The sequence below is a fragment of the Occultella glacieicola genome (genome assembly GCF_004353825.1).
Classification (GTDB): Bacteria; Actinomycetota; Actinomycetes; order Actinomycetales; family Beutenbergiaceae; genus Occultella; species Occultella glacieicola.
The window spans coordinates 276,955-303,361 of record NZ_SMNA01000004.1 but is presented as its reverse complement, the minus strand read 5'-3'; the positions used below and the strand labels follow the sequence as shown (position 1 = coordinate 303,361).

The 26,407-nt window shown below is 71.1% G+C and carries 25 protein-coding genes; 10 read left to right on the top strand and 15 right to left on the bottom strand.

The features are described from left to right. Nucleotide 1 precedes the first annotated feature (1 nt). The 8 genes from EXU48_RS09300 to EXU48_RS09265 all read right to left on the bottom strand — a co-directional run bounded on the left by EXU48_RS09300 (nt 2) and on the right by EXU48_RS09265 (nt 8,709). Complete coding sequence (locus EXU48_RS09300; protein WP_133107375.1) at nt 2-943, bottom strand: sugar phosphate isomerase/epimerase family protein; 942 nt, start codon at nt 941-943, stop codon at nt 2-4. After that, entirely contained in the window at nt 940-1,914 is a 975-nt protein-coding gene (locus EXU48_RS09295) for a 3-hydroxyacyl-CoA dehydrogenase family protein (RefSeq protein WP_133107374.1), read from the bottom strand. Before EXU48_RS09295 ends, EXU48_RS09300 begins: the two co-directional genes overlap by 4 nt. Nucleotides 1,915-1,950: 36 nt before the next feature. Next, nucleotides 1,951-2,718, bottom strand: coding sequence for an SDR family NAD(P)-dependent oxidoreductase (locus tag EXU48_RS09290; RefSeq protein ID WP_133107373.1), 768 nt, complete (start codon nt 2,716-2,718; stop codon nt 1,951-1,953). A 54-nt stretch (nt 2,719-2,772) separates the two neighbouring features. Further along, entirely contained in the window at nt 2,773-4,206 is a 1,434-nt protein-coding gene (locus EXU48_RS09285; protein WP_133107372.1) for an ABC transporter substrate-binding protein, read from the bottom strand. A 51-nt stretch (nt 4,207-4,257) separates the two neighbouring features. Continuing rightward, complete coding sequence (locus tag EXU48_RS09280) at nt 4,258-5,130, bottom strand: carbohydrate ABC transporter permease (RefSeq protein WP_133107371.1); 873 nt, start codon at nt 5,128-5,130, stop codon at nt 4,258-4,260. Nucleotides 5,131-5,197: 67 nt separating this feature from the next. Continuing rightward, on the bottom strand, nt 5,198-6,097 hold the full coding sequence (locus tag EXU48_RS09275) for a carbohydrate ABC transporter permease (RefSeq protein ID WP_235856929.1): 900 nt from the start codon (nt 6,095-6,097) through the stop codon (nt 5,198-5,200). Nucleotides 6,098-6,127: 30 nt separating this feature from the next. After that, nucleotides 6,128-6,985, bottom strand: a complete 858-nt coding sequence (locus EXU48_RS09270; protein WP_133107370.1) for an aldo/keto reductase — start codon at nt 6,983-6,985, stop codon at nt 6,128-6,130. Continuing rightward, complete coding sequence (locus tag EXU48_RS09265) at nt 6,982-8,709, bottom strand: GH39 family glycosyl hydrolase (RefSeq protein WP_133107369.1); 1,728 nt, start codon at nt 8,707-8,709, stop codon at nt 6,982-6,984. The genes EXU48_RS09270 and EXU48_RS09265 overlap by 4 nt, the downstream gene beginning before the upstream one ends. Before the next feature lie 335 nt (nt 8,710-9,044). Between EXU48_RS09265 and EXU48_RS09260 the strand changes: the two genes are divergently transcribed. Continuing rightward, entirely contained in the window at nt 9,045-9,728 is a 684-nt protein-coding gene (locus EXU48_RS09260) for a GntR family transcriptional regulator (protein WP_133107368.1), read from the top strand. A 67-nt stretch (nt 9,729-9,795) separates the two neighbouring features. On the opposite strand, the gene EXU48_RS09255 is transcribed toward EXU48_RS09260, so the two are convergent. Further along, entirely contained in the window at nt 9,796-11,250 is a 1,455-nt protein-coding gene (locus EXU48_RS09255; RefSeq protein WP_133107367.1) for an amidohydrolase family protein, read from the bottom strand. A 112-nt stretch (nt 11,251-11,362) separates the two neighbouring features. On the opposite strand from EXU48_RS09255, the gene EXU48_RS09250 reads away from it, so the two are divergent. Next, nucleotides 11,363-12,340 (top strand): quinone oxidoreductase family protein, encoded by a 978-nt coding sequence (locus EXU48_RS09250; RefSeq protein WP_133107366.1) that lies wholly within the window; start codon nt 11,363-11,365, stop codon nt 12,338-12,340. A gap of 111 nt (nt 12,341-12,451) precedes the next feature. Here the strand turns inward: EXU48_RS09250 and EXU48_RS09245 are convergent, their stop codons facing one another. Continuing rightward, entirely contained in the window at nt 12,452-13,249 is a 798-nt protein-coding gene (locus EXU48_RS09245; RefSeq protein WP_133107365.1) for an IclR family transcriptional regulator domain-containing protein, read from the bottom strand. A 174-nt stretch (nt 13,250-13,423) separates the two neighbouring features. On the opposite strand from EXU48_RS09245, the gene EXU48_RS24740 reads away from it, so the two are divergent. The 8 genes from EXU48_RS24740 (at nt 13,424) to EXU48_RS09210 (ending at nt 21,219) form a co-directional block, all read left to right on the top strand. Beyond that, nucleotides 13,424-14,596 carry a CaiB/BaiF CoA transferase family protein gene (locus EXU48_RS24740; protein WP_207947673.1) on the top strand — a complete coding sequence of 391 codons (1,173 nt, stop codon included), beginning with the start codon at nt 13,424-13,426 and terminating at the stop codon, nt 14,594-14,596. Beyond that, nucleotides 14,593-15,399: a citryl-CoA lyase gene (locus EXU48_RS24735; RefSeq protein ID WP_207947672.1), complete on the top strand. Its 807-nt coding sequence runs from the start codon at nt 14,593-14,595 to the stop codon at nt 15,397-15,399. The genes EXU48_RS24740 and EXU48_RS24735 overlap by 4 nt, the downstream gene beginning before the upstream one ends. A gap of 43 nt (nt 15,400-15,442) precedes the next feature. Beyond that, the gene (locus EXU48_RS09235; protein ID WP_133107364.1) at nt 15,443-16,306 is read left to right on the top strand and encodes a DODA-type extradiol aromatic ring-opening family dioxygenase; all 864 of its coding nucleotides are present in this window, start codon (nt 15,443-15,445) and stop codon (nt 16,304-16,306) included. Then, nucleotides 16,303-16,668, top strand: a complete 366-nt coding sequence (locus tag EXU48_RS09230) for a hypothetical protein (protein ID WP_133107363.1) — start codon at nt 16,303-16,305, stop codon at nt 16,666-16,668. Before EXU48_RS09235 ends, EXU48_RS09230 begins: the two co-directional genes overlap by 4 nt. 60 nt (nt 16,669-16,728) lie before the next feature. Further along, entirely contained in the window at nt 16,729-17,826 is a 1,098-nt protein-coding gene (locus EXU48_RS09225; protein WP_328591638.1) for a substrate-binding domain-containing protein, read from the top strand. A gap of 203 nt (nt 17,827-18,029) precedes the next feature. Next, the gene (locus tag EXU48_RS09220) at nt 18,030-19,295 is read left to right on the top strand and encodes an ABC transporter substrate-binding protein (protein ID WP_133107361.1); all 1,266 of its coding nucleotides are present in this window, start codon (nt 18,030-18,032) and stop codon (nt 19,293-19,295) included. Between the two features lie 53 nt (nt 19,296-19,348). Continuing rightward, entirely contained in the window at nt 19,349-20,368 is a 1,020-nt protein-coding gene (locus tag EXU48_RS09215; RefSeq protein WP_133107360.1) for an exo-rhamnogalacturonan lyase family protein, read from the top strand. A gap of 77 nt (nt 20,369-20,445) precedes the next feature. Continuing rightward, the gene (locus EXU48_RS09210; RefSeq protein WP_133107359.1) at nt 20,446-21,219 is read left to right on the top strand and encodes an ankyrin repeat domain-containing protein; all 774 of its coding nucleotides are present in this window, start codon (nt 20,446-20,448) and stop codon (nt 21,217-21,219) included. Here the strand turns inward: EXU48_RS09210 and EXU48_RS09205 are convergent. From EXU48_RS09205 to EXU48_RS09185, 5 genes are all read right to left on the bottom strand, one after another. Continuing rightward, the gene (locus tag EXU48_RS09205; RefSeq protein ID WP_235856928.1) at nt 21,216-22,337 is read right to left on the bottom strand and encodes a Gfo/Idh/MocA family protein; all 1,122 of its coding nucleotides are present in this window, start codon (nt 22,335-22,337) and stop codon (nt 21,216-21,218) included. The genes EXU48_RS09210 and EXU48_RS09205 overlap by 4 nt on opposite strands. Continuing rightward, nucleotides 22,334-23,155 carry a ThuA domain-containing protein gene (locus EXU48_RS09200; RefSeq protein WP_133107358.1) on the bottom strand — a complete coding sequence of 274 codons (822 nt, stop codon included), beginning with the start codon at nt 23,153-23,155 and terminating at the stop codon, nt 22,334-22,336. The genes EXU48_RS09205 and EXU48_RS09200 overlap by 4 nt, the downstream gene beginning before the upstream one ends. Nucleotides 23,156-23,198: 43 nt before the next feature. Then, nucleotides 23,199-23,957: a carbohydrate ABC transporter permease gene (locus EXU48_RS09195; RefSeq protein WP_235856955.1), complete on the bottom strand. Its 759-nt coding sequence runs from the start codon at nt 23,955-23,957 to the stop codon at nt 23,199-23,201. A 137-nt stretch (nt 23,958-24,094) separates the two neighbouring features. Then, nucleotides 24,095-25,054: a carbohydrate ABC transporter permease gene (locus tag EXU48_RS09190; RefSeq protein ID WP_133107356.1), complete on the bottom strand. Its 960-nt coding sequence runs from the start codon at nt 25,052-25,054 to the stop codon at nt 24,095-24,097. A gap of 4 nt (nt 25,055-25,058) precedes the next feature. Continuing rightward, nucleotides 25,059-26,297, bottom strand: a complete 1,239-nt coding sequence (locus tag EXU48_RS09185) for a sugar ABC transporter substrate-binding protein (RefSeq protein ID WP_133107355.1) — start codon at nt 26,295-26,297, stop codon at nt 25,059-25,061. Nucleotides 26,298-26,407 lie beyond the last annotated feature (110 nt).

The window sequence follows — 26,407 nt, the reverse complement described above, 5'->3', positions numbered from 1 at the left end:
GTCAGCTCGCGATCTTGGCCGCGAGGATGCGGCGCAGGTAGTCACGGTTGGTGGCGGCGACACTCAGCCCGTCGCCGCCGTAGTGCTCGACGCACAGCGGGCCGGAGAACCCGGCCGCCAGGGCCATCCCGACGGCGGTCCGGTAGTCGATGTAGCCGCTCTCCAGCGGGGCCGGCGCCGAGAAGTAGGCACCGGTGGCCGGGTCGTGGTCGCGCAGGTAGTTCTTCAGCTGCCAGTAGTTGGCGTAGGGCAGCATCCGCTCGAGCATCACCCGCCAGTCCTCGACGGGACGGTGCAGCCGCACGATGTTCCCGATGTCGGGGCACAGGCCCACGTTGGGCAGGCCGATGTCGGTGACCAGCCGCACCGAGCTCTCCGACGTCCCGAGGTAGGTGCCCTCGTACATCTCCAGGGAGACCTGGACCTCGGCTCGTGCCGCCTCCTCGCCGATCCGGCGGAAGCCGTCGACGGCGGCCGCCCAGACCGCGGGGTCCTCCGGGTTCTCCTCGCCCGGCTCGAGCCAGAACCACTCCGCTTGTTGCTGCGCGTCCGTCAGGGGCTGGTGCAGCCCGACGCACACGGTGCCGACACCGAGCTCACCGGCGGCCCGGACCGTCGCCAGAGCGAACTCCAGGTTGGCGGCCGCCCGGTCGGGGTCCGGGTCGAGGATGCTCCGGCGCGCGAGCGGGATCGCGCTGATCCGCAGGCCGTACTCGTCGAGCAGGCGGCGCAGGCCTCGGCGACCGTCGTCGTCCAGCTCGGAGATCCGGATGAACGTGGTGAACAGGTCGATCTCGGTGAAGCCGGCCGCAGCGACCTCGTGGAACGTCGGCCGCCACGCGTGCGGCCCGGTCGTGGTGACGTCCCGGCCGTCGGTCAGGGTGCCGACGAGCTGCGGCAGACCGACGCCGATCGGCCAGGTGTCAGCCGTGAACGGCGTCATACCGTGCTCCTGGTCAGGGTCGGGGCCGGGGGCAGGTCCGCGAGCAGGGCGCTCATCCGCGAGTAGGCCTGCGCCCGCCAGGCCTGGATGGCGCCGGCGTCCTGGCCGGTGTAGTCGCGCCACAACCCGGCACCGTTCTTCATGCCATGCCGGCCCGCGTCCGCCGCGTCCGTGAGGATCTCCGGTGGGGCGAACCGGTCCCCGAGCGCGTCGGCGAGCAGCCGGAAGGAGTCGGCGTAGACGTCGAGACCCGCCATGTCCAGCATCGCGAGCGGCCCGAAGAACGCGGCCCGGAACCCGAGCGTGGAGCGCAGGATGGTGTCCACGTCCTCGGGGGTCGCGTGCCCCTCCTGCACGATCAGCAGGGCTTCCTTCACCATCGCGTACTGGACCCGGTTCAGGACGAAACCGGGGGCGTCGGCGACCACCGCGCTCGGTCGGCCGATCCCGGTGAGCATGGCCCGGACCGCCGCCACGGTCGAGTCCGCGGTGTGTGCCCCGGCCACCAGTTCCACGCCGGGGACGAGATGCGCGGGGTTGCTGAAGTGGACCACCAGGAACCGGTCCGGGTGGGTCACCGCATCGGCGAGCCGGGCGAGCGGGATCGTCGAGGTGTTCGTCCCGATCAGCGCCTCGGGAGCGGCCACGGCACTGATCTCGGCGAGGACCCGGCGCTTGAGGTTCGGGTCCTCCGGCACCGCCTCCTCGATGAGGTCGGCGCCGTCGACCGCCTCCCGGAGCGACTCGCTCCAGCTGAGGTTGTCGCGGACCCGCTCGGCATGACCGGTGGGCATCAGGCCCGAGGCCTCGAGGTCGGCGGCCTCGGCGAGGATCCGTGCGTGCGCGGTCCGGGCCAGGTCGGCGGTGGCGTCCGCGATCCGCACGGCCAGGCCTGCGTCCGCGAGCGTCTGGGCGATCCCGCCGCCCATGTACCCGGACCCGATGACCGCCACGGTGGTGATGGTGCGCATGTGTTCCTTCCCTGGTGTACCGACGGCGGGTTGCCGTCAGTGCATGTAGAGGCCGCCGTCGACGTTGAGGGTCTGCCCGGTGATGTAGCCCGCGTCCGGTCCGAGCAGGAAGCTGATCGCCGCGGCGATGTCCTCGGTGGTGCCGACCCGGTCGACGAGCAGGTCCGCCACCAGCTCGCGCTTGCGCTCCTCGCTGAGAGTGCCGCCCATGATGTCGGTGTCGATCGGGCCGGGGCAGATCGCGTTCACCGTGATCCCGTGCGGGCCGAGTTCGCGGGCCAGGGCCCGGGTCAGCCCGATCACGCCGGCCTTGGCCACCGAGTACGGGGTCTTGGAGTAGGTGCCGCCGCCGCGCTGGGCCGAGACCGACGAGATGGACACGATCCTGCCGAGGCGCCGACCGGCCATCGACTCGGCGACGCGCTTGCTGACGTAATGGACGCCGTCGAGGTTGACCCGCATCACCCGGGTCCACTCCTCGTCCGGCAGGTCCAGGTACGGCACCGGTGAACTCACCCCGGCCACGTTCGCGAGCGCCACCAGGGGCGGCAGTTCCGTCTCGAGCTTCCCGACGGCGGTGCGGACGTCCGCGGGGTCGCTCACGTCCACCCGCAGCCCCACCGCCGCGACCTCGTGCCGCTGGGACAACTCGGTCGCGAGCGCCTCCACGGCCGGCCCGTCGATGTCGAGGAGCCCGAGGCTCCAGCCCTCGGCGGCGAGCCGGTGGGCCGTGGCCCGCCCGATCCCCCGGGCGGATCCGGCGCCGGTGATGACCGCGGTGCGTTCGGTGGGAAAGACTCCCATGGTGTGGTCCTGTCCTCTCTCTGTGACTGTCGGTGCGCCGACGGGGGTTGCGGGTCAGTACGTGTAGTCGACGCCGCGCTGCCAGTCCGGGAACTCCCAGTCCGCCCGACTGACGGCGGCCCCCTCGGCGGTCGCGGCGGCGATGGCCTCGTCCAGCGCGGCCGAGTAGGAGTCGCTCAGCTTCGTCAGCTCGGCGCGTAGGTCGGTGATCTGCCCGCCGAGGTAGCCCTGGATGACGTTGCCGAGCTCGGGTGCGACCGGTGCCTGCCTCGCCTGCACCTGTGCGACGTCGACGTTGCGGACCTGCGGCTGGGGTGCCCGGAACACCCGGGCGCGGAAGTCCTCGACGAGCCAGGCGTAGGGCTCGATGACGTCCGCATCGGCGACCACGTCGAGGTTCAGCGGGGGCTGGTCCATGCCGGCGGCGAGGGCGGTCTGGTAGTCGTCCTGGGTGAACGTCTCGATGAGCTGGCTCGCGAGGTCGGCGATCTCGCTGGTACCGCCGAGCACCCAGTCGCCGCCACGGGCGCCCTTCGTCGCGACGATGTCCTCGCCGTCGGGCGTGAGCATCCCGGCGACAGCCATGTTCGGCAGCATCTCCGCGTTCAGGGAGCGCACCGCCCCGGGCGAGTAGGGGCCGTCGATGTGGAAGCCGATGCCGCCGGCGGCCCAGCGGCCACGGGCGTCGGGGATCTGGAACCCGTTCGTGCCGGGCAGCAGCCAGCCGTTGTCCGAGATCTCCTTGTACAGCTCGATCGCGTTGACGTAGGCATCGTGGTGGTACTCGTACTCGCCCGTGTCGAACCGCAGTCCGGTGAAGCCGGGGAAGCCGCCCGCCTGGGCCAGGTCGTCGATCTGCTCCCGCATCCGGCCGACCGCGCCGAGCGCGATGGTCATCGGCGCGTACTCGCCGTGATCGGCGATCGCCCGCAGCGCGGCGAGGAACTCGTCGTAGCTCGTGGGTGGCTCGAAGCCGACCGCCTCGGCGATCTCGGCGTTGTACCAGGTGCAGGCGACGTACTGCTTGTCCGTGAACGCGGGCAGGCCGTAGATCACCCCGTCGAGCATGGACAGGCCCTCGACGAACGTGTTCTCCGGCAGGCGTGCCATGACCTCGTCGGAGATGGTGATCTCCTGCACCCATCCGGCCTCGACGAGCGCCGGCAACGGTAGGCCGATCACCGGGGAGTAGACGTCGGGGAGCTGGTTGCTCTGGTTCGCCAGCTGCAGGGCCTCGGTGGCCTTGCCCGGCTCGTTGTACGTGTGCTCGATCGTGATGCCGAGCCGCTCGCCCTCGCTGACGGCCCAGTCGTCGTGCAGGGTCTGGAGGCCGCCGAGGTGGTCCCACCAGCGCAGCGTGCCGGCGTCGCCACCGCCGCCTCCACCCGGCGGCGGGCTCTCCCCGCCGCACGCGGCGAGCAGGCTGGCCATGCCGGTGAGTCCGACCCCGCCCAGGAAGTGGCGGCGGCTCAGAGGTGTTCGGGACATGGGGACTCTCCTCGTTGAGATGGGGATGTGTCGGGGATGGGTGGTGGCGCGTCAGGACTTGACGGCGCCCGCGATGCCTTCGATGAAGTAGCGCTGCATGAAGGCGAAGAGCACGACGATCGGCAGCAGCGAGATCACGCCCGCGGCCGCCATGCCGGGCCAGTCGGTGGAGTTCTCGCCCACGAACGCCTGCATGCCCACGCTGACCGTGCGCAGCGCCGGGTTGCTGAACGAGAACACCAGGGGCAGGAAGAACGCGTTCCAGGTGAACAGGAAGGTGAGGATGGCGACCGTCGCGGTGACCGGCATCGACAGCGGCAACATGATCCGTGCGAAGGTGCGCAGGAAGCCGGCGCCGTCGACGATGGCGGCCTCCTCCAGTTCGGCGGGCATGCCGCGGAAGTAGCCCGCATAGATGAGGATCGAGGCGACGTTGGCGCCACCGGCCAGGGCCAGGATCATGCCGCCGAGCTGGTCCAACAGGCCGAGTTCGAGGGACAGCTTCACGATCGGGATGATCGTGTAGCCGGTGGGCACGAACAGCGTGGCCACCAGGATCCCGATCACCAGCCGCGACCCCGGGAACCGGTACCGCCCGAGCACGTACCCGGCCAGGGCGCACCGGGCCACCACGATGGCCACGGTGGCGACGGTGACGAGGACGGTGTTCAGCAGGTAGGTCCGGAAGTTCCCGTCCACCCAGGCCCGCGCGTAGTTCTCCCAGCGCAGCGCCTCGGGAATGAGGTTCAGGCCGCCACCGAAGATCTCGGCGGAGGTCTTCAGGGACGCGGACACCATCCAGATGAACGGGAACACCCAGATGAACGCGAGGCCCACGAGCAGCAGGACCAGGACCCACCAGGGCATCCGGCGGCGCAGCCGGCCCCAACTGCGCGAGCCGGTCGAGGCGGTCGTGGCGCTCATGCTCGGGCTCGCAGCCGCCGGGAGACCACGGTGGCCCAGACCTGGGCGATCACTACGACCAGCACGATCACGCCGAAGAGCACGGCCGCCGCGGAGGCGAACCCGAGTTGCGGGATCGTGGCGGCGAAGGCCCACCGGTAGATGTAGATCTCGATGATCTCGGTGCTGAAGAACGGGCGCCCGCCGTCATCGACTGCATCAGGTCGAACGCGTGGAAGCAGTCCTCGATCGTGAGCACCGAGATGATCAGCAGGAACGGGATGAGCAGCGGCAGTGTGATGTGCCGGAACAGCCCGAATGCGCCCGCCCCGTCGATCCTCGCGGCCTCGTACAGGTCCTTCGGGATGGTCTGCAGCGCGGCGAGCCAGTAGATCATCGTGATGCCGAAGAACTTCCACACATAGACGACCCCGGCGGTCACCAGCGCCGTTGAGGAGTTCCCGAGCAGATCGACGGGTCCGAGCCCGAACACCTGCAGCACCGAGGCCACGGGCCCGCTGGCCGGATCCAGGATGAACCGCATCACCACCCCGACGATCGCCGTGGTGGTCACGACCGGCAGGAAGTAGGCGGTCCGGAAGAAGGACCGCAGGGGCAGCCGGGGCGAGTTCAGCAGGATCGCCATCGCGAACGCCCCGAACACCCGCAGTGGCGCCACGATCAGCATGAACAGGAGCGTGATCCCCACCGACGACCAGAACAGCGGGTCCGCGAGGACCCTCTCGTAGTTGTCGAGGCCGACGAACCGCTGGTCCGCAGTGAACCCGTTCCACTCCACCAGCGAGTACCAGTAGCTGGCCACGATCGGGTAGAGGGTGTACATCCCGTAGAGGATGAACGTGGGCAGCAGGAAGGCGTAGATCCAGAGATTGCGCTGTCGCTCGCGCCGGCGCCGGGCCGGCGACCGCGGCGGGGCCGGCGTCGCCGGGGTACCGGTGGCTCGCACCGGCATTACTTGTGTCGCCATCGAACACGCTCCATCGAGTGTCGGTCGGGGTCAGCGGATCTGGCTGAGTGCGAAGGTGTGCGGGTCGTTGCCGATCCGCACCCCGGCGTCCAGGGCGTCCAGCGCCGCCAGGTCGGCATCGGTGAGGTCGATCCCGTCGAGGTCGGCGTTCTCGACCATCCGGGCCCGGGAGGTGGTCTTCGAGATCACCACCCGGCCCCGGTCCAGGTGCCAGCGCAGCACCACCTGGGCCGGGCCGACACCGAGCCGGTCTGCGACCGCGGCGACCGCCGGAGCGGTCAGGTCCGCGCCCTGTCCCAGCGGGGAGTACGCCTGCACCGTGATCCTGTGCTCCGCGCAGAAGCCGGCCAGGTCGGCCTGGCCGAAGCTGGGGTGCACCTCGATCTGGTTCACGGCCGGCACCTGCCCGGCCCGGTCGAGGAGCTCACGCAGGTGCTCGACCAGGAAGTTCGAGACACCGATCGCGCGGACCCGCCCCTCGTCGAGGATCCGCTCGAGCGCCCGCCAGCTCTCCTGCCACAGCCCGGCGGCCGGGTTCGGCCAGTGGATCAGGTACAGGTCCAGGGTCTCCAGGCCGAGCCGGGCCAGGGTGTCGTCGTAGGCGCGCAGGGTGCTCTCGTACCCCTGGTCCCCGTTCCGGAGCTTCGAGGTGACGAACACCTCCTCGCGCGGTAGCCCGGCGGAACCGAGCGCGGCGCCCACGCCCTCCTCGTTCACGTATGCGGCTGCCGTGTCCACGTGGCGGTACCCCACCTCGAGGGCGTCCTCGACGACCCGCTGCGCCTGGTCGCGCGGCACCTGGAAGACCCCAAGGCCCACCTGGGGGATCTCGACGCCGCCCGGCAGCGTGGTGCGCCAATCCAGCGAGGTGAGCGCCGCCGTCGTCATGCCTTCGGCTCCCAGATCAGCAGCGACACCGCCGGCAACGGCAGGCGCAGTCCCACCTGCGCGGCACCGTCGGCGGGCGTCACCTCACGGGCCGCCTCGAACTCCTCGAGCCCCTGACGTTCCTTGATCGCGGCGAGCTGGTCGTCGGTGGGCAGCTGCGGCGAGCCGATTCCCTCCCAGATCGTGTGCGCGTTGGAGTGGGTGGCGTCGATCCGGTAGTGCCGCAGGGTGTAGGAGGCGGCATCGAGGCCGGTGATGTTCACGTTCACAGCAGCCTCGGTGTCGTCCGTGTGGTACTGGTCGTCGATGTGCCGCCAGACGAGTGCGGCCACCGTGCCGTCCGCACCGCGGGAGGCCAGGACGTCGACCTCCTCGGGCATGCTCGCGCCGCCGCAGTCGTCCAGGGCGGTGACCGGGTGGGCCGCGTCCGAGGCGGCCTCGATCCGCCGCTCGCCGAGCCGGGCGAGGGCCCGGTAGGCGTTCAGGAACGGCTTCTCCACGCCGCCCGCGGTGAGGAACGCGCGGGTGCCCTCGAAGTAGCGCTCGCCCTCGAAGTAGAAGCTCCACGACGTCGCCTGCTCCACCTGCACGGTCTCGGTGGCGTTCAGGTCGAGGATCTTCTTCATGAGCTTGACCTGGAACACCGGGTAGTACTCGGTGTTCTGGAACCGGAAGTTCGCGTTGTCGTAGACGCTGTAGTGGGCCGGGACCCCGGCGTCGCACTCATCGACGATGGCGGGCAGGCCGTGGTACTCGGGGAACTCCTCGATCACGCGGGACAGGGTGCGGATCTCGAAGAGCATCTTGTGTGCGCTCGGGCTCTGCTGCTCGGGAGCCGGGCCGCCGGTGGGTCCGTAGACGCGCCAGGGTCGAAAGGCCGAGCCCTTGGTGTGGAACGAGACGAAGTCGAGCGGGTCCTTGCGGGCACTGGTGTGGGCGAGGAAGCCGCGCAGGAACTCGGCACCGGAACCGGTGACGGCCGGGCCGCCCACCTTCGCCGTGGGGAGCACGCGCCGGACCGCGGCCGCCGTCACCGAGTACAGCTCGTAGAACTCCTCCGGGGTGCCGCGCCAGTAGAAGATGTCCGGCTCGTTCCACAGCTCCCAGAGCCAGGTGTCGACCTCGTCGGCGCCGTAGCGGTCCAGGCAGTGCTGGGCGTGCGCGGCGATCAGGTCGCCCCACGCGGCGTAGTCCTTCGGCGGGTACCCCCACGCGCCCGCCTCGTAGTTGCTGTAGACGGTCGGGCTGGGCACCACCTCGAGCTCGGCGGCGTGATCGGGCACGAGGTCGCGCGGGGTGAACGCGAGCTCGACGAGCACATGGTTGCCGGACTCGACGATCGCGTCGTAGACCTGATCGGTGATGGTGAAGTCGTAGAACGCGTTCCCGTCGGCGTCGAGGTGGAACACGTTGCCGTTGCCCCAGTGCGGGATCCCGAAGCCGGTGCCCGAGCAGAACACGTAGTGCGGACGGACGTGGAAGCCCTTGTCGCTCAGCTCCCCGAAGCGACCCAGCAGCGAGCGGCCGGTGGGGGTGTAGGTCCAGTTGATCTCGTCGTACCCGATGCTCTCCCAGATCCGGGCGAGCGCGCCACGGTCGGCGGCGGCGTCGATCGCGATCTCCGCCGCGTGGACGTGCGGCGCGCTCGGGTCGCTCGGCGCGGCGTGCGGGAAGGATCCCTTGTTCAGTCCCACTCCTGGGTTGACTTCGGCTGTGAAGGTCACGTCCGGACTCTGCCTCTCTGCGGTGGTCGTCGGGCCGTCCGTCGCTGGCGGCCTTCGAGGAGGCTAGAAGGCTCGATTCCAGATTGTCAATGATCTTCAATCCGCGATGTCGATTGTCTGCAATCGATCGGATCGGTCGTCGCCGGGACCTGCCAGGCGCTACCGTTCGTTGAGGTGGCGCGACGTGGCGGCCAAGAAACGAGGGGAAGCATGCGCATCATCGGTGGGCCCGACGGGGCCTCTCAGACAACGCCTCCGATCCGGGGGCGCGGGGCCGGCGATGCCGCCGGCGCGGATCCGGGGCGGGCCGTGACGACCGGCCGGGTGGCGCGTTGATGGAGCTGCGAAACACCCCGCCGCGCACCTCCCTGAGCGAGTACGTGCTGGCCGTGCTCCGTGAGAAGATCGCGACCGGGGAACTCGCGCCCGGCCAGCACCTGCGTGAGATGGAACTCGCCGCCGGCCTGGATGTGAGCCGGGGCCCGGTCCGCGACGCCCTGGCGCTCCTGGAGTCCGAGGGGCAGGTCGAGATCAAGCGCCACCGCGGTGCGTTCGTGAGCGTCCTGACCCAGGTGGACGTGGAGGAGGTGCACACCTTCCGCGCGGCCATCGAGTCCCTCGCCGCCGAACGTGCGGCGACGCGGATGACGCCCGCCCACTTTGCCGAGCTCGACCGTGTCCTGGACGCGATGAAGGAGACCTCCGGGTCCGTCGCCCCACAGGAGGCGGTCCGGCTCGACCTCGCCTTCCACGACGTCCTCTACGACGCGGCCGACCACCAACGACTGAGCCGGGCCTGGATCTCGATACGCAGCCAGGTGTTCTTCTTCCTGCACACCCGCAATGTGAACTTCCCCGACTTCCCCACCGTCGGCTACCCCGAGCACCACGACCTGCGCATGGCCCTGGCCAAGGGTGACCCGGCCGTCGCCCGCGCCGCGGCCGAGGAGCACCTCAGCGGCGCCTACACCAGGCTGCGTCAGCTGGAGTTGCCGACCGAGTCGGACCGGCCCCGCTGACCGTCAACAGGTCGTTGCGTCACTGACCCACCGCACGGGTCAGTGACGCAACGGTCCGGCGCACACCTCAGGCGCGGTGGGTCGAGTCGTCCGCGTAGTCGGTGTACATGTAGGGATTGTCGAGCACCTTGGACTCCGGGATCTCCGGGCTCATACCGGTGCGCCACTCCTCGTCGCCGAGGGTGGCGCGCAGGTGCTCGACGGTCTGCTCGACGGCGGTGCGAGCCTTCGCGAGGTCGGCGCCGAGCAGACGGTGCTCGTGCTTGAGGACGCGGCCGTTGACCACCACGGTGTGCACGTCGCCACGCTGGGCCTGGAAGGCGATGTGCCCGTAGGGGTGCAGGATCGGGAACATCACCGGTGACGCATCGTTCTTGACCAGCACGACGTCGGCCTTCCTGCCCGGTTCCAGGCTCCCGACGGCGGAGTCCAGTCCCAGCGCCCGGGCGCCGCCGCGGGTGGCCCACTCGACCACGTCCTGGGCGCGCAGCGAGATGTTCGTGACGGTGTCGCCGTTCACGTGCGCCTCGAAGTGTTCGCGGGTGCGGTCCGTGGACAGGGTCGCGCGCATGGCGGAGAACAGGTCACCGCTCCACCACACGCTGGTGTCCATGGACAGCGAGATCGGTACGCCGTGGGCGCGCAGCGCCCAGCTCGAGGGGTAGCCCTGCCCGCAGGAGGACTCGCTCTCCGAGGACACCGACGCGAACCCGCCGGTCGCCGCGATCCGCTGGTAGGAGTCCGCGCTGAGCGTCGCGGCATGCACATACACGTGCCCGGGCCGCATGTGCCCGTGCTCGTGCATCAGCCGGATCCCGTCGTCGTTCGTGGCACCCCAGACGCCGGCGTGCGTCGTGACGGACACGTCCAGGTCGCGGGCGACGTCGAACGCGGCACCCTCGGGATAGGCGGGGTCTCCGGTGACGTCGAAGGCCAGCTGGAACCCGAGCATGTCGCTGCGCGGCAACCCCTCGGCGAACGAGCGGAACTCCGGGGTGGCGGTCCACTCCCAGGGTCCGGCGTGGATGTTGCCGTAGGCGAGCACCGAGCGGCCGCCCACCTGCTGCAGCGCCTCGAGGGCCGCCTGCGCGTGCTCGACGGTCTGCAGCCCGTGCGACCAGTCGACCGTGGTGGTCACGCCCGCGTCGATCGCCTCGATCGCGCCGAGGAGGTTGCCGGCGTGGATGTCCTGCGGGCGGAAGTGCTTGCCGTAGGACAGGTAGTTCCAGACGAAGTACTGGGTCAGGGTCCAGTCGGCGCCGTAGCCACGCATCGCGGTCTGCCACAGGTGCCGGTGCGTATCGACCATCCCGGGCATCAGGATGCCGCCGGACGCGTCGATCTCGACGGTCGCCTCCGGCACCTCCAGCGCCGGTCCGACCGCCTCGATCCGCTCGCCCACGACGAGCAGATCGGCGCCGTCGAGCACCGTATGCGCGTCGTCCATCGTCACCACGAGGGCGTTGCGGAATACGATCGGACGGTCGTCGCCGAACGCCTCGTCGCCCTGGGGTTCGCTCATTCCAACCTCCGCCGTCGCAGGTTCGCGGACAACCATCCGCCTGGCGGACACTTGTCCGCTGAAGTCACAATAGGTCACGCCGACCGCATGTCAACCCCCTGAGGAGGAGCCCATGGACGCGGCAGTCATCACCGAGGCCGGCGCGCCACCGCGGCCGCTGGAACGGCCCGATCCCGCCCCCGGCGACGGCGAGGCGCTGATCCGTGTGCACGCGGCCGCGATCGCCCCGCTGGACCTCCTCTGCGCGAGCGGCGCCTCCTACTTCGGCACGCCCGCCACCCCCTACGTCCCCGGCGTTCAGGGCGTCGGCGAGGTCGTCACCGCCCCGACCCTGCCCTCCGGCACCCGGGTCTGGTTCCCCACCACGGCGGGCATGGCGCCCGGCGACGGTTCGATGGCACGCCTCAGCGTCGCCAAGGAGGAGGGCCTGCTCCCCCTGCCGGACGGCGCCGGTGACGCTCTCGTCGCGGCGCTCGGCCTGTCCGCCGTGGCGGCCTGGGCGGTCCTGACGCAGCGCGCCGGGCTGCGGCCGGGCGAGGTGGTCCTGGTGCTCGGCGGCGGTGGGGTGGTGGGCCAGGTCGCGATCCAGGCCGCCCGCGTGCTCGGCGCCGGCCGCGTGGTCGCCGCCGCCCGCTCCGAGGCGGCGCGTCGCCGCTGCGAGAACGCGGGCGCCGACGTCGTCGTGGACCTGCGTGCGGACGAGGCACGCGCCGACCTGGCGCTGCGCCTGCTCGAGGCCTGCGGGCGGCCGGTGGACGTCGTCGTCGACCCGCTCTGCGGGGACCCGGGCACCGCGGCCGCCTCGATCCTCGCCGAGGGCGGCCGGCTGGTGAACCTCGGCAGCTCCGCCGGTCCGACCTCGGCCTATGACTCGGCGCTCCTGCGGAGCCGGTCCGCCGAGATCCTCGGCTACACCAACAACGCCCTGGCGCCGGCGCGGCAGCGGGAACTCCTCGCCGAGGTGCTCGAGCACGCCGTCGCCGGTGCGATCACCGTCGCCCACGAGCTCGTGCCGCTCTCCGACGTCACCGACGCCTGGACCCGCCAGGCCCAGGGACGCTGCGACGGGCGGATCGTCCTGACCCCCTGACCCCCCACTCCCGACCCGCGTGCACCCAGCCGAGGTCGACCTTCAAACGATTCAGTCCGACCGTGAATGGTCGGAAGGTGGACGCCGGCGCACCTTCGGGGCGACGGACGGTCAGGACAGCGTCGCCACCGGCCGGGCCGCCCAGCGGGCCCAGTCCGCCTCGACCGCGGCGGCGGCCTCGCGCAGTGGCGGCAGGTGCTCGTCCAGCAGCACGGCCAGGGACGTCTCGGCGGCGTGCACGGTCACGTTCATCGCGGCGGCGACCCGCCCGGAAGCATCCCGGACCGGAACCGCCACCGACCGCACGCCCGGCGCGAGTTCCTCGTCGGCGACGGCGTACCCCTGTTCCCGCACCTCGGCGAGCGACTCGCGCACGGCCGCCCGCGCGAACTCCCGCACGGGCAGATCGGAGCGGGACGGCACCTTCAGGACCTTGGCGACCTCGCCGTCTGGCAGGTCGGCGAGCAGCACCTTGCCCTGGGAGGTGACCATAGCCGGGAACCTGGTGCCGACGTCGACGCGCAGCGCGATCAGTTTGGGTACCGCGACCCGCGTGACGTAGATGATGTCCGACCCGTCCAGTTGGGACATCGAGGACGACTCGTGCGTGCGCCGCACCAGCGCCTCCTGGTGCGGACGGGCGATGTCCCAGAGACCGAGGGCGCCGACGTAGGCCATGCCCAGGTCGATCACCCGCGGGGTGAGCGCGTAGGTGCCGTCGTCCGCCCGGACGTAGCCGAGCTCGGCGAGGGTGAGCAGGATCCGACGCGCCGTGGGGCGGGCCAGGTCCGCGACCCTGGCGACCTCGCTGAGCGTCATCGCGGGGCGCTCGGGGCCGAAGGCCCGCAGCACGTCGAGGCCGCGCGCGAGCGCCTCGATGAAGTCGGGGCCGCGAGCCGGTTGCGCCATGTCGTCCTTCCTTGCCCATGCAGTGTGCGCCAGTGTGCCCCAACCGGACCCGGATCGACAGCGCACGCCACCGCGGGGCGAACCTTGACAGCGAACCGCCCCGGGGCGACGCTAGGCCAACGGACATGTGTCCGCTCAGCGGTCACCCGCCGTCTGCCCGCCCGGAAGGAACCCATGCCAGCCCAGAGCCCACCGGCACGCCCCCTGGACGGGCTGCTCGTCGCGGACCTCTCCCGGGTGCTCGCCGGGCCGTACGCGACGATGCTGCTCGCGGACCTGGGTGCGGAGGTGATCAAGGTCGAGTCCCCGGGCGGCGACGACACCCGTACCTGGGTCCCGCCGGTCCGCCCGGACGGCGTGTCGACCTACTTCGCCTCGATCAACCGGAACAAGCGCTCGATCGTGCTGGACTTCAAGGACGAGACCGACCTGGCCGCGGCCCGGGAGTTGGCCCGCCGGTCGGACGTGCTCGTGGAGAACTTCAAGCCCGGTGGCCTGGCGAAGTTCGGGCTGGACTACGGGACCGTCAGTTCGCACAACCCCCGGATCATCTACTCCTCGATCAGCGGGTTCGGCTCCGCGGAGGGCGCGAGACTGCCCGGCTACGACCTGATCGTGCAGGCCATGTCGGGCCTGATGAGCCTCACCGGGGACCCCGACGGACCGCCCTACCGGGCCGGGATCAGCGTGTTCGACGTCATGGCCGGGCTGCACTCGACGATCGGGATCCTCGCCGCCGTGCACCACCGCGAGCGCACGGGGCAGGGCCAGCACATCGAGGCCAGCCTGATGGCGTCCGCGATGAGCGGGCTGGTGAACCAGACCATGGCCTACGTGGGCGGCTCCGTCACCCCGATGCGGATGGGCAACGCGCACCCGAGCCTGTTCCCGTACGAGCCGCTGCCCACCGCGGACGACGACCTGATCATCACCGCCGGCAACGACACCCAGTTCCGGCGGCTGTGCGAGGTCCTCGGCATCGGCGAGGTCGCCGACGACCCCCGCTTCGCCGAGAACGCCGACCGCACCGAACGCCGCGAGGAGCTGCGACCGCTGCTCGTGGAACGGTTGCGGACGGCGCCCGCGGAGCATTGGTTCGAGGCTCTGAACGCCGTCGGCGTGGCCTGCGGGCCGATCAACACGATCGCGCAGGGAGTCGAGTACGCGCGCCGGCTCGGGCTGGAGCCCGAGGTCGCCGTGGGGCCCGACGGCGTCCCCGGGGTCCGGCATCCGCTCACCTTCTCCGGGACTGCTCCGCGCTACGACCTCGCCCCTCCGGGGCTCGGAGAGCACACCGAGGAGATCCGGGCCTGGCTGGCCGGTCCGGCGACCGAGGAGGACCGGTGACCGAGCCGCCCCGCTACCCGACGTCGCTCGGCACCTCGAGCGCCGAGGAGATCCACCTGCTCGGCCAGGACCTCACCGAGGACCTGATGGGCACGGTCGGCTTCGGCGAGCTCGCGTTCTGGCTGGTGGCCCTGCGACGCCCGAGCCCGGGTGAGGTCCGCGTGTTCGAGGCGGTCCTGGTCGCGCTCACCGACCACGGCTTCACCCCCACCGCGATCGTGGCCCGGCTCACCGACCTCAGCGCGCCCGGGGCCCTGCAGGGCGCCGTGGCGGCCGGGATCCTCGGCGGCGGGTCCCGGTACCTCGGGGTCACCGAGGACACCGGCGTGTTCCTCGCCCAGACCCTCACGGCCGCGCCCGCGCCACTGCCGGACACGGACGCCGGCTGGGACGCGCTCGCCACATCCGCCCTGCGCGCGCGGCGGGCCGCCGGGGCCAAAGTCCCGGGCCTGGGGCACCCGGTGCACAAGCAGGGCGACCCACGCACCCCCCGCCTGATCGCGATCGCCGAGGAGGAGGGGCTGCGCGGACCGCACCTGCGCCTGTTCGAGGCGCTCGGCCGGATGAGCGAGCCGGTGCTCGGGCGGCCCCTGCCGCTCAACGGCGCCGGCGTCTGCGGCGCCGCCCTGGCCGATCTCGGCCTCCCGGTCGAGATGCTCCGCGGGTTCGCGCTGCTCGCCCGCACCGCCGGGCTGCTCGGCCAGATCGCCGAGGAGCACCGCGACCCGATCGCCCCGGCGATCTACGCGTCGGTGGACCGCAACGCGGTCTACGTACCCCCGCCCGCCCCCGACCCCGCCTGAGAAGCCCCCGCCCCCGCCGTCGACCCCTGCGAAGGAGCCCGAAGTGGCCCAGCTCACCGCCGTGCTGGCCAGCACGCACCACCCCTTCTACTACAAGGCCACCACCTCGCCCCCGGAGGAACGCCCACCGTTCGCCGCCGAGTGGCAGCGCAAGGTGGAGGCCTACCGGGAGACCCTCACCGCGGCGGCGCCGGACGTGCTCGTGATGGTCGGCGCCGACCACTTCCACCAGTTCTTCCTCGACAACTACCCGCAGTTCCTGATCGGCCGGGCGGAGCGCTACGACGCCACGTTCTACAACGAGCAGCGCGAGTTCGGCCTGCCCACGTACGTCCTCGACGGCGAAGTCGAACTCTCCCGGTACCTGCACGAGGGCCTGCTGGAACGGGACTTCGACTTCGCCTTCTCGCACGAGCTGAAGCTGGACCACTCGATCATCTGCCCGATCATCACGGTGCGACCCGAGGCGGACCTGCCGGTCGTGCCCGTCTACACGAACATCTTCGCGCCGCCGATGCCCTCGCCGAAGCGGTTCTGGCAGGTGGGCCGGGCGATCCGGGAGATCATCGACGCCTGGCCCTCGGACCTGCGGGTGGCGGCGATCGGCACCGGGCACCTGTCCCTGGAGCTCGGCGGGCCGCGCCAGTTCGGTGAGCACGGCCCGGACCCGGAGTTCGACCGGCAGGCGATCGAATGGCTGAGAGACGGCAACATCGACGCGATCCTGGCGAACGTGACGCACGAGTCGATGGCCGGCGCAGGCAATGCCACGCACGGGTTCATGGACCTGGTGCTGATGATGGGGATCGCCGGCGACGGCGTGCGGGCGGACTACGTCGACGAGCTCGACCTCTTCCACACGCGCGAGATGTACATGACCTGGTACCCGAACGGAGCCCCGGCATGAGCACGTACTACGTCGACAAGTTCCTCTACACGATCGACCGGGACCCGAAGTGGGTGCAGCGCTACAAGGACGACCCGGCCGGCACGGTCGCGGCCTGGGAGGAGGAGGTCGGCCGCTGGCTCAACGCGGTCGAGGAGACCACGGTCCAGTCCTTCACCGACTCCGAGCGGGCCGCCCTGGCCGCGCACGACTACGTCTGGCTGTTCGAGCACGGGGCCCACTTCTTCCTGAACCTGACCCTGTTCATCGCCCTCTACGACGAGGACTACACCCGCGAGCAGGGCCCGCTGTCGTTCCAGCGGGAGTTCGGGCGGAAGCTGAGCCACTGGCTCGGCAGGGAGTACCCGTCCGTGGGGCTCTGACGCTCGGACCCGGCGTGGGCGCCGGCACCGGCGGGCTATCGTGGCGCCCTACCGCGCGCGATCGCGCGCATCCATCGGACCGAGGAGCCCGCCCTGCTGCCGCGCGCCCGCCACGAACACCTCCTGCGCCAGTTGGAGCTGCACGGCAGCGTCGTGGCCGCGGAGGTGGCCCAGGACCTCGGCGTCTCGCAGGTGACGATCCGCCGCGACATCACCGAGCTCGACGCCGCGGGGCTGCTCGCGCGCGTGCACGGGGGCGCGTTGGCAGCGCCGGCCGCGACCACCCCACCTCGCGCGGCCCGCACGCTCGTCGGCATCGTGATCCCGAGCACCACCTCCTACTTCCCCGAGGTGATCCGCGGCATGGAGGCCGCCGCCCTCACCCACCGGATGCGCCTGGCCCTCGCGGTCTCGCACTACCGCCCGGACCTCGAGCGCAGCCGCGTGCAGCGGCTGCTCGATCTCGGCGCGAAGGGCCTGGTCGTCTCCCCCACGATCCGTGGCGAGGACGTCGAGGAGGTGGCCCGGTGGATCGAGACGCTGCCGGTGCCCGTGGTGATGCTGGAGCGCCGCGTCGAGGAGACCCTGCAGGTGCGTCGCCTGGACAGTGCCCGCACCGACCACATCTACGGGATCGGCCTCGCCCTCGAGCACCTCGCCCGGGGCGGTCATCGCGCCGTCGGCCTGGCCGTCTTCGACCGCACCCCCACCGCGCCCTGGCTGCACACCGGCTACCCGGTCGCGTTGACCCGGCTCGGCATCGACGCGGGACCGGTCGTATCCCTGCCCAAGGGCGAGGAGGACCCGGGTGGCCTGATGCGGACCCTGGCGGCGTTCCTGCGGGCGTGCCTGGCCGCTGAGGTCCGCGCCGCCGTGGTGCATACCGACTTCCACGCCGCCCGGCTCGTCGAGGTGGCCCACGAGATCGGCCTGACCGTGCCAGAGGACTTCGCGATCGTCGCCTACGACGACGAGCTCGCGGCACACGCGGACGTCCCGCTCACCGCGATCACGTCGCCGCGCCGCGAACTGGGCCAGGAGGCGCTGCGCCTGCTCGCGGACCGGATCCAGCCCCACCCGGAGCGGCCCCGCTCGCCGTACCAGGTGCAGCTGCTGCCCCGGTTGACCGTCCGGGAGTCCACGTCGCCGGCCCCCTGAGTCGCGTCCGATCGTGCACGTTATTGTCCGTTTCCCGGGCGCGACCGCCGGGGCCGTCCACCATGTGTGCCGGTAGGTCGGGACCGCTCAGGTCCGTTGATCTCAGGTACCAGCGAGGAGGCTCGGTGATCGGGAACAAGGCAGGCGGGTCGGGTCGGACCCGCCCGACAACGCGGACGCGTCGGCTCGCGACGTGGGCAGCGATGGCGACCGCGAGCGCCCTCGCGCTGACCGCGTGCGGCGGTGGCGGCGACACCGGCGACGGCGGAGCCTCCTCGGGCGGCGACGTCACCCTCACGTTCGCCTGGTGGGGCGACGTCTCCCGCGCGGAGCGCTACGAGCAGTCGGTCGACCTCTTCGAGGAGGCCAACCCTGGCGTCACCGTGCAGACGAGCTTCGCCGGCTGGGGCGACTACTGGCAGGCCCGAAACACCGAGGCCGCGGGCGGCGCGCTGCCCGACGTCATGCAGATGGACATCGCCTACCTCTCCGTCTACGGCGGCAACGACCGCCTCGCCGCACTCGACGACGCGATCGGCGCGACGATCGACACCTCCACCATCGCCGAGGCGGTGCTGCCCGCCGGGCAGCTGGAGGGCACCACCTACGCCATCACCTCGAGCACGAACACGCTGGCCACGTTCGTGAACACGGACCTGCTGGCCGAGCTCGGCGTGGCCGCCCCGGAGGCCGGCCTCACGTGGGCCGGCTACAACGACTTCCTGCGCGAGGTGGCCGCGGCCGGGGCAGACTCCTCACCCCAGGTGTACGGCTCGGTCGACTACACCCAGATCTTCTGGCTGTTCAACATCTGGCTCGGGCAGCAGGGGCTCAGCATGTTCGACCAGGACGGCGCACTGGGCTTCACCGCCGACGACCTGACCGAGTGGTGGAGCCTGACCGCGGACCTGCGCGCGGAGAACGTGGTGATGCCCCCTGACGTGGCCGCCCAGCTCAGTGGGGCCGACGCCATCGGCTCCCAGCAGGCCGTCTCCGAGATCAGCTGGGACAACTTCCTGGTCCGCTTCTCCGAGGGCAGCGGCGGCGCGACCCTCGCCATGCTCCCGCCGCCGGCCGACGACCCCGCGAGCAGCGGCCTGTTCCTCAAGCCGTCGCTGATGCTGGCCGCCTCGGCCAACTCCGCTCACCCCGAGGAGGCGGCGGCCCTCATCGACTTCCTCGTCAACGACGCGCAGGTGAGCGAGATCTTCGGCACCTCCCGCGGCGTCCCCGCCTCCTCGAGCGCCCTCGACGCCGTGGTCGCGGAGGGCCTGGACGCCCAGATCCTCGACTACGAGGATTCGATCGCGGACTCCCTGACCGACACTCCGCCGCCCCCGGTGGACGGGTTCGGCTCCCTCGAGGAGTCGTTCGTGCGGATCCACGAGGAACTCGCCTACGGCACGGTGACTACCGCCGAGGCCGCCGACCAGTGGTTCGCCGAGGCCGAGGACACGCTGCGCGGCTGAGCACCGCACCCTCACGTCACGACACCGTTGTCGCCACGACTTGGAGACCGACCATGCCCGCGTTCCCCGATCTTTCCCGACGCACCTTCCTCAGCACCGGTGCCGCGCTCGGTGCCCTGGCCGCCACCGGCTCCGGCGTCACCCGCGCGGCTGCGAGCCCCCGGGAGCCGGCGCCGGTCCCCAGCGACGGCACCGTCCCGCTGCGATGGCTGGACGGCTCCGCGGGCGGGGTGGTCGGCGCCACCTGGGGCGTGCCCTGGCCCGCCGGCGCCGTCACCGACGCCACCACGATCGGGCTCCGCACGGCTAGCGGCGACGGCGTCCCGGTGCAGTCCTGGCCGACGGCGATCTGGCCGGACGGCACGATCCGCAAGATCCGCGACGAGCCGTACGAGCCGGACCCGAACGCCCTCTCGATCGGCCTCGGCACCGACTGGAGCGGCCTCGCCGCCGCCTGGCTGACGGCATGGGAACGCACCGGTGACGAAGCGGCTCGGGCCAAGCTGCTGGGCACCATGGCGGACATCGGCGCGATGCAGAACGGGTTCATCACCGGCTCGGCGCTCTACGACCTCGACACCGGCCGGTTCGCCACGGACGCGGTCGACGTCTCGGTGTCTCACCTGTCCGCGATGTTCGGTCTGGTCGAGATGTGCTCGGAGGTCCTCACCCTGACCCGCGGCACCGACCTGGAGGCGCCCGGGTTCGCCGACGCCTGGCTGCAGTACTGCCGCCTGTACAACGCGACCAGGGAGGAGCAGACGGCCGAGGTCGGCGCGCACTTCGGCAACCTGAACCTGCGCCAGCCGCACTGCCGGCTGACGGCGTACGCGGGGGCCGCGCTCGACGACGACGCCCTGCGCGGGCGCGCGTGGGACGAGTTCTTCGCCGGCGGGAACGGCTACGGGCCGGACCTGGACTGGGTCACCCACCGGATCGAGGGCCCGGCGGTGCTCGCGCCGGTGGACGAGGCGGCCTTCGTGTCGACGAACGCGAGCTCGCAGTACGCGCTGGCTGCCATCCAGACGCTCGCGCTCGTCGGGGACGCACTCCCGCCCGACGCGGTGCTGTAGCTCGCCGGTCAGCGGGCCCGGAAGGTTCCGCGACCGCACCCCCGGACAGGACGGCTCCGGCGTGGTTGCATTCGGTCATGATCACGCGGGTTGTCCGGGCAGCGTCGTCCTTGGGCGCGGTCGCGCTCGTGCTCGCCGGTTGTGGCCTCCTGCCCGGTGCGGGCGGCTCGGGACCCGACGTCGCCGAGCACTTCCCGGACGACGATGATGCGGAGCTGGCCCGGGCGGTCGCGGCCGGGGACTCCGGCGCGGTTGCGCGACTGGTGGCCGACGGCGCCGACCCGGATGCGCGCGGTGCGGACGACCTCACCATGCTGCAGTGGGCGATCCTGGTCGAGAACGCCGACGGCCTCGCCGCTCTGCTCGACGCGGGCGCCGATCCGGACCTGAACGGCTCGGCGGGCAAGACCCCCCTCGAGGACACCGTGGATGTGAACACCTCCGACGCCGCGTCGGAGGAGCTGGTCCCGATCCTGCTCGCGGCCGGCGCCGACGTGAACGCCGCGAACTCGATCACGGGGGTGATGGCGCTGGGCGCGGCGTGCGTGACCTCCTCCGATCTGGCCATCGACCTGCTCCTCGGGGCCGGCGCCGATCCCGACGGCGCCGACGCCAACGGCAGCCGACCGCTGCACGACTGCGCCCGTGTCAACCGGGGCGGTCAGCTGGTCGTCCTGCTGGACGCCGGGGCCGACCCGCTCGCCGAGACCAGCGGCGGCGCGACCTTCCAGGACTACTACTTCGGGTACGACCCCGAACTCCTGAACGACCGGGCCGCCGCCGAACGCGCCGAGGTCATCGCGTGGCTGCAGGCACACGACGTCCCGGTGAACCCCGAGGCCCACGGCTAGGGGACCCGGACGAGCCCCTCCCGGACCGAGGGCCAGGACAGCAGGGTGGTGCGAACGTCGTCGCGCTGCTCCGCGTCGAGCGCGTCGGCGTACGCGCGCTCCAGGATGTCGTCGACCGCGACCCGTCGGCCCGAGGCCGCCGAGGCGATCGCGGCCTCCACCATCGCCAGGCTGAGCACGTTGTCCGCGACCTCGCACATCATCGGGGCGCCCCGCAGGCCGGCGACGAACGCGGCCAGCGACCCGACCAGCTCCCGGCCCGGATCGGCCACGTCGGTGAGATCGACCGGGGCCGGGGCCTCGACCACCGGCAGCCGGTCCCCGTCCCAGGTCGCGCTGCCGTGCTCTGCGGACAGACGCCAGTCGCCGTTCCAGGAGGTCTCCAGACCCGGCGTGCACCAGGACCCGTTGAAGACGAACCGGGACCCGTTGCTCATCTCGAAGGTCGCGACCGCGGACGCGTCGCCGGCGTACCAGCTCCACGGCGGGTTGAACGACTCCGCGTAGACCGCGACCGGGTCCGCGTCGAGCAGGAACCGGGCGAGGTCGAACTGGTGGATCGCCATGTCGACGATCAGCGGCTGCGCCATCTGCTCCCGGAACCCGCCGAAGCGCGGCGCCTTGAAGAAGTCGACGGCGAGGGTCCCGGCGGTCCCGACGGCCCGGGCAGCCGTCCGGAACTGGAACGCCTCCCGGATGTAGCGGCGGGACTGGCTGACCACGAAGCGTCTCCCGGTCACCTGGGTCGCGGCCACCAGCGAGAGCGCCTGCGCCACCGTCTCCGTGACCGGCTTCTCACCGAGCACGTCGAGACCGGCGAACAGCGCCGCCGTCGTGAGCTGGTGGTGCGCCGCGGGGACTGCCACATCGACGACGGCTGTCGCGCCGGTCTCGCGGGCGACGCTCGTCAGGTCGGTGCCGATCACGACGTCGCCCGCACCCAGACCCGCCGGGGCGGCGGCGAGCGCCGCCGCCGCCCCGTCGAGGTCCAGGTCGACGAGTCCGACCAGCTCGACGTCGGGGTTCGCCGCGATCGCGAGCAGCCAGGCCCGGCCCATGCTGCCGGCGCCGACCTGGACCAGCCGCAGCGGCGCCGTCGTGGGCCCCGTCCCGCTCACTCGGCGCCCGCGTGCTCGGACGACAACTGCTCCGCCGCTGCGACGGCCTCGGCGCTGAGCGCCCCGCCGTAGCCGTGGCCGTTGTAGAAGTCCTCGGTCTCGTACCGCAGCAGGGTGGGCAGGCCACGCTCGGGACGCACCGTCCGGGCCCACTCCACGGCGTTCGAGATCACCCGGCGCACGCCCTCGTGGAAGTACGTGGGGAAGTCCTGGTCGCCGGGCCGGAAATAGAAGATCTTGCCGTGGCCACGCTTGAAGGTACATCCGGAGCGGAACACCTCACCGCCGCTGAAGGAGGAGATGAAGACGAGCTCGTCCGGGGCCGGGATGTCGAACTGCTCCCCGTACATCTCGTCCTCCTCGATGATCATCGGGTGCGGGATGCCCTGGGCGATCGGGTGGGTCGCGTCGACGGTCCAGATCAGCTCGCGGTCGTGCTCGGTGCGCCACCGCAGCGTGCAGGTGGTGCCCATGAGCTTCATGAACAGTTTCGACCAGTGGCCCGAGTGCAGCACGATCAGGCCCATGCCCGCCAGGACGTGTCGGTGGGCCCGCTCGACCACCTCGTCGGCGACCTCGCCGTGCGCAGCGTGGCCCCACCAGATCAGGACGTCGGTGTCCGCGAGCGCCTCCTCGGTCAGGCCGTGCTCGGGTTCGTCCAGGGTGGTGGTGCGCACCCGGACGCGCCCGCCCAGGTTCGCCTCGATCCCCTGCGCGATCGCCCCGTGCATCCCGTCGGGATAGCGCTGGGCGACGGCGGGCTCGAGCTGCTCGTGGCGGTTCTCGCCCCAGACGAGAACGCGGATCGGTTCGGACATGTGTGGACTCCTCGGGTTGTCGGATCGAGCTGTGAGTGGGTGATCAGGACTTGACCGCGCCGCCGGTGACGCCGGCGGCGACGTAGCGTTGGGCCAGGACGAGCAGGGCGATGGCCGGCAGCGACGAGAGCACGGCCGTCGCCATGATCGGGGACCAGTCGCTCACGTAGCCACCGATATAGCTGTACAGGCCGAGCGTGATCGGCCGCATGCTCTCCGACGTCGTCAGCGTGAGCGCGAACAGGAAGTCCCCCCACGCGAACAGGAACGTGAACAGCGCCGAGGTGATGAGGGCGTTGCGGCTGATCGGCAGCACGACGGACACGAACGCACGGACCGGACCTGCGCCGTCGACGTAGGCCGCCTCGACGATCGAGGCGGGGATGCTCATCATGAACGCCCGCATCAGGATGATCGAGAACGGGATGCCGGCGGCCGAGTCGGCCAGGATCAGGCCGACGTAGGTGTTCAACAGCCCGAGGTCGCTGTAGGCGCTGTAGAGCGCGTTCGCGACGACGATGCCGGGCACCATCTGCGTGGTCAGCACCCCGAACAGGAGCACGACCACCCATTTGCCGAACCGGAAGTGCGCCAGGGCGTAGGCCGCCGGCGCCGCGACGACCAGGCTGAACACGACGGCACCGAGACTGACGATCAGGCTCGTCACCAGGTTGCCGCCCTGCTCGGCGAGGGCCGTCGCGTACCCGTCCCAGGAGAGGTCCAACGGGAGCCACGGCGTCGCAACGGCGTTGCCCGCCGGCTGCAGCGAGACGTTGAGCATCCAGTAGAGCGGGAACAGCATGACGGCGATGATGATCACGCCGAGGATCGTGTGACCGGGCCGGCGCGGGGTGGGGACCCTCGACGCACTCCCGGCGACGTCGCCACCCGAGGTTCGCCGGGCGATAGGAACTGCGGCACTCATGAGACCTCCAGCCTCTACTCGTCGATTGCGCGCCGGTTCAGACGCAGGTAGACGATGGCGAACACGAGCGAGATCAGCACCAGGATGTTGCCCAGTGCGGCCCCCACCCCGAAGTCGAACTCGCGGAAGGACATGTGGTACGAGAACGTCGAGATCGTCTGGGTCGCGTTCGCCGGACCGCCGTTGGTCAGACCCAGGATGACGTCGAGCACCTTCAGCGTGTAGACGACGCCCAGCACCAGGACCACCGTCACCACCGGCCGTAACAGCGGCCAGGTGATGTGCCAGAACGCCCGGGCCCCGGTGGCGCCGTCGAGCGAGCCCGCCTCGTAGAGCTCCTCGGGGATCTCCTGCAGCCCGCCGTAGAGGATCGTCGCGTTGAACGGGATGCCGAGCCAGATGTTGACCATGATGACGGCGACCAGCGCCAACGTGGTCGAGGTCAGCCAGGCAGGGCGTCCGTCCACGAACGGCAGCAGGTCGAGCGTTCGGTTCAGGACCCCGTGGTCGGTGTCGAGGATCCATCGCCAGACCGCCGACGCGGCGATCATCGGGACCAGCCACGGCAGCAGCAGCAACGAGCGCAGGACGCCGGAGAGGTGGAACCGCCGGTGGAAGAACAGGGCGATGAGCAGGCCGATCGTGAACTGCCCGACGATGGAGCCCACCGTGAACAGTCCGGTGTTGAGCAGCGCCTGGTCGAACACCGGGTCGGTCACGGCCGTGACGTAGTTCGCGAACCCGACCCAGGGCGCCTCGCCCGTGTAGAACGTCCTGGTCGTGTACTCCTGGAATCCCATCATGAGGTTCTTGACCACGGGATAGCCGAAGAACAGCACCAGATACACCAGGGCCGGGACCAGGAACGCGAACTGGACGAGGCGCCGCCGCGTGACGGGTCGGCGACGACCGGACCGGGCCGGGGCCGGCGGGACGAGCCCGCCGGACCCGGCGCGTACCTCGGTGGCGGTCACCGGGTCAGCCCTGTGCCTGGGCGAGCGCGTCCTCCGGGCTCATGCCGCCGACGAGTGCGTTCTGGACCGCCTCGTAGATGGCCGTCGCCTGGGTCGGCCACTCGGGTCCGAGCTCACCGGTGCGGGCCCGCAGGTCCGGGACCTGGGCGGCGAACGAGGCCAGGTTCGGCACCTGCTCGACCACGGTGTCGGCCAGGGACGGGTCGGTCGGGACCGTGTTGGTACCGACGGCGGCATCGACCACGGCCTGCTCCCCGACGAGGCACTGCACGAACTCGGCGGCCACGGCCATCCGATCCGCGTCACCGGTCTGCGGGACCGCCCAGGCCTCGCCACCGAACGGCGAGATGATCGTGTCTCCCGAGGTCGGTGCGGGGATCGGGACGATGTCGTACTCGAGGTCCGCGTCCGCCTCCGCGAGGGTGCCGAAGTTCCAGGGGCCGTTGACCATCATGGCGGCGTTGCCACTGCCGAACTGGTCCGCGACATCCCCCTGGGACCAGGTGACCACCGACTGCGACATCGACCCGGCGTCCAGCAGGTCCTTCCACAGCTGCAGCGCACCGGCGACCTCGGGGGTCGCGATGTCGGACTCGTCACCACCGTTGGACCACATGAACGGCAGGAACTGCCAGGTGCCCTCGTAGGTGTTGATCGCCGACAGCGCGAGCCCGTAGCGATCCCCCTCGGTGAGCGCGGCCGCCGCACTCTCGAGCTCGTCCCAGGTGCTCGGTGGCTCGATGCCGGCCTCCTCGAGCATCTGCGTGTTGTAGAACAGCGCGATCGTGTTGGTGACCGGCTGCAGGGCGTAGAGCTCGCCCTCGTAGGTGGAGGCGGACAGCACGCCCTCGGTGATGCCGCCCGGGTCGAGGCCGAAATCGGACAGCGGGGCCAGGGCGCCGCTCTCGGCGATCTGCTGGACGTCGGGGTTGTCGAGCATGAGCACATCGGGCAGCGTGCGCGAAGAACTCATCTGGAGCACCTTCGCGATGAGGTCACCGCCGGGCACCGTCTCGCGGTTCAGCGACACCCCGACCTCCGTCGCGCAGCCGTCGAGGACGCCCTGCCACACGGACTTGTTCGGCTCATTGTTGTGGTAGTCGACGACGTGCAGCTCGGTGACCTCACCGCCGCCGTCGCCACCGCCGTCAGTGCCATCAGTGCCGCCACAGGCGGCGACGAGCACCAGCGGCACGGCGGCCGCGGTGGCGAGCAGGGCTCGGGATCTGGAAATGCGGGACATCTCGTTTCCTCTCTGTCCGGCCCACGTCGGCGTGGACCGGGCCGTTGCGGCCATCGGGGTCGCCACGGGTCCGTCGATACGTATCGATTGCGAATCGGGTTCAATGGGAT

Bases quoted from the DNA above. Each gene is read 5' to 3' on its own strand.
- EXU48_RS09300 (WP_133107375.1), bottom strand. From the start codon at position 943: ATGACGCCGTTCACGGCTGACACCTGGCCGATCGGCGTCGGTCTGCCG.
- EXU48_RS09295 (WP_133107374.1), bottom strand. From the start codon at position 1,914: ATGCGCACCATCACCACCGTGGCGGTCATCGGGTCCGGGTACATGGGC.
- EXU48_RS09290 (WP_133107373.1), bottom strand. From the start codon at position 2,718: ATGGGAGTCTTTCCCACCGAACGCACCGCGGTCATCACCGGCGCCGGA.
- EXU48_RS09285 (WP_133107372.1), bottom strand. From the start codon at position 4,206: ATGTCCCGAACACCTCTGAGCCGCCGCCACTTCCTGGGCGGGGTCGGA.
- EXU48_RS09280 (WP_133107371.1), bottom strand. From the start codon at position 5,130: ATGAGCGCCACGACCGCCTCGACCGGCTCGCGCAGTTGGGGCCGGCTG.
- EXU48_RS09275 (WP_235856929.1), bottom strand. From the start codon at position 6,097: ATGGCGACACAAGTAATGCCGGTGCGAGCCACCGGTACCCCGGCGACG.
- EXU48_RS09270 (WP_133107370.1), bottom strand. From the start codon at position 6,985: ATGACGACGGCGGCGCTCACCTCGCTGGATTGGCGCACCACGCTGCCG.
- EXU48_RS09260 (WP_133107368.1), top strand. From the start codon at position 9,045: ATGGAGCTGCGAAACACCCCGCCGCGCACCTCCCTGAGCGAGTACGTG.
- EXU48_RS09255 (WP_133107367.1), bottom strand. From the start codon at position 11,250: ATGAGCGAACCCCAGGGCGACGAGGCGTTCGGCGACGACCGTCCGATC.
- EXU48_RS09250 (WP_133107366.1), top strand. From the start codon at position 11,363: ATGGACGCGGCAGTCATCACCGAGGCCGGCGCGCCACCGCGGCCGCTG.
- EXU48_RS09245 (WP_133107365.1), bottom strand. From the start codon at position 13,249: ATGGCGCAACCGGCTCGCGGCCCCGACTTCATCGAGGCGCTCGCGCGC.
- EXU48_RS24740 (WP_207947673.1), top strand. From the start codon at position 13,424: ATGCCAGCCCAGAGCCCACCGGCACGCCCCCTGGACGGGCTGCTCGTC.
- EXU48_RS09230 (WP_133107363.1), top strand. From the start codon at position 16,303: ATGAGCACGTACTACGTCGACAAGTTCCTCTACACGATCGACCGGGAC.
- EXU48_RS09220 (WP_133107361.1), top strand. From the start codon at position 18,030: ATGGCGACCGCGAGCGCCCTCGCGCTGACCGCGTGCGGCGGTGGCGGC.
- EXU48_RS09215 (WP_133107360.1), top strand. From the start codon at position 19,349: ATGCCCGCGTTCCCCGATCTTTCCCGACGCACCTTCCTCAGCACCGGT.
- EXU48_RS09210 (WP_133107359.1), top strand. From the start codon at position 20,446: ATGATCACGCGGGTTGTCCGGGCAGCGTCGTCCTTGGGCGCGGTCGCG.
- EXU48_RS09200 (WP_133107358.1), bottom strand. From the start codon at position 23,155: ATGTCCGAACCGATCCGCGTTCTCGTCTGGGGCGAGAACCGCCACGAG.
- EXU48_RS09195 (WP_235856955.1), bottom strand. From the start codon at position 23,957: ATGCTGTTCCCGCTCTACTGGATGCTCAACGTCTCGCTGCAGCCGGCG.
- EXU48_RS09185 (WP_133107355.1), bottom strand. From the start codon at position 26,297: ATGTCCCGCATTTCCAGATCCCGAGCCCTGCTCGCCACCGCGGCCGCC.